Origin of the sequence: Sphaerospermopsis aphanizomenoides BCCUSP55, assembly GCF_001586785.1 — a bacterium.
GTDB classification, from domain to species: domain Bacteria; phylum Cyanobacteriota; class Cyanobacteriia; order Cyanobacteriales; family Nostocaceae; genus Sphaerospermopsis_A; species Sphaerospermopsis_A aphanizomenoides_A.
Genome location: NZ_LUFH02000236.1, coordinates 1 through 735 on the forward strand (window position 1 = coordinate 1; position 735 = coordinate 735).

General features: G+C 70.1%; 2 protein-coding genes and 1 tRNA gene. 1 reads left to right on the plus strand and 2 read right to left on the minus strand.

Going from position 1 to position 735, the window contains the following annotated elements:
• Positions 1-2 precede the first annotated feature (2 nt).
• Positions 3-92: transfer RNA gene (locus tag A0J48_RS26495), tRNA-Ser, on the plus strand.
• Between the two features lie 56 nt (positions 93-148).
• On the opposite strand, the gene A0J48_RS26500 is transcribed toward A0J48_RS26495, so the two are convergent.
• Entirely contained in the window at positions 149-409 is a 261-nt protein-coding gene (locus tag A0J48_RS26500; RefSeq protein WP_200327553.1) for a type II toxin-antitoxin system RelE family toxin, read from the minus strand.
• A complete protein-coding gene (locus tag A0J48_RS26505) occupies positions 406-654 on the minus strand; it encodes a type II toxin-antitoxin system Phd/YefM family antitoxin (protein WP_234301191.1) in 249 nt (82 codons plus the stop codon). The genes A0J48_RS26500 and A0J48_RS26505 overlap by 4 nt, the downstream gene beginning before the upstream one ends.
• Between the last annotated feature and the right edge of the window lie 81 nt (positions 655-735).

The following is a 735-nucleotide window of genomic DNA, read 5'->3' on the forward strand; positions in this document are numbered from 1 at the left end:
CTGGAGAGGTGGCCGAGAGGCTGAAGGCGCCCGCCTGCTAAGTGGGTAACCGGTGTCAAACCGGTTCGAGGGTTCGAATCCCTCCCTCTCCGTTCTGGCCGACGCGGGCTCGCCGGCGAGTTGGGACGGGTCCAGGCGCCACCGCCCGTCACCGGCCGTAGACATCCCGGCGGCGCCCGAGGGTGATCACCACCACGACCAGCGCATCGTCCTCGATCGCGTAGATGATCCGGCGGTCCCCGACACGCACGCGCAGCGCGGGTCGGCCTCGCAGGGCGCGAGCGCCGGGCGGGCGTGGATCGTCCGCGAGGAGCGCGATCGCACCCCTGATCCTCCGGGCGACGGGCGGGTCGAGCCTGCCCAGCGCACGGATCGCCGCCGGGCGGAGTTCGATCCGGTAGCGGCTCACTCCCAGCCGAGGTCGGCTTTCACCTGCTCCCAGGGGATGTTGGGACCCTCCTCCGCCATCGCGGCGTCGAAGGCGGCGACATCCTCCACCTCCTCGAGCGCCGCGACCATCTCGGCGTACTGCTCAGGACTGACGAGCACCGCCGCGGGACGCCCGTAGCGCTCGAGGACGACCGGCGCCGTTCGCGCCTGCTCGATCGCGGCGGGCAGGTTCTCTCGTGCCGCGCTTACCTTCATCGCCGTCATGGCGAAAAGTGTACAACTTTCATCGAGATTCGTACAAGACTATCGGCCCCGTCGGTCCCTCGTCGGGGTTCCGACAGGGGC

What these genes read in the sequence shown, in the direction of transcription:
- A0J48_RS26505 (WP_234301191.1), bottom strand. Translation starts at nt 654, where the DNA reads ATGACGGCGATGAAGGTAAGCGCGGCACGAGAGAACCTGCCCGCCGCG.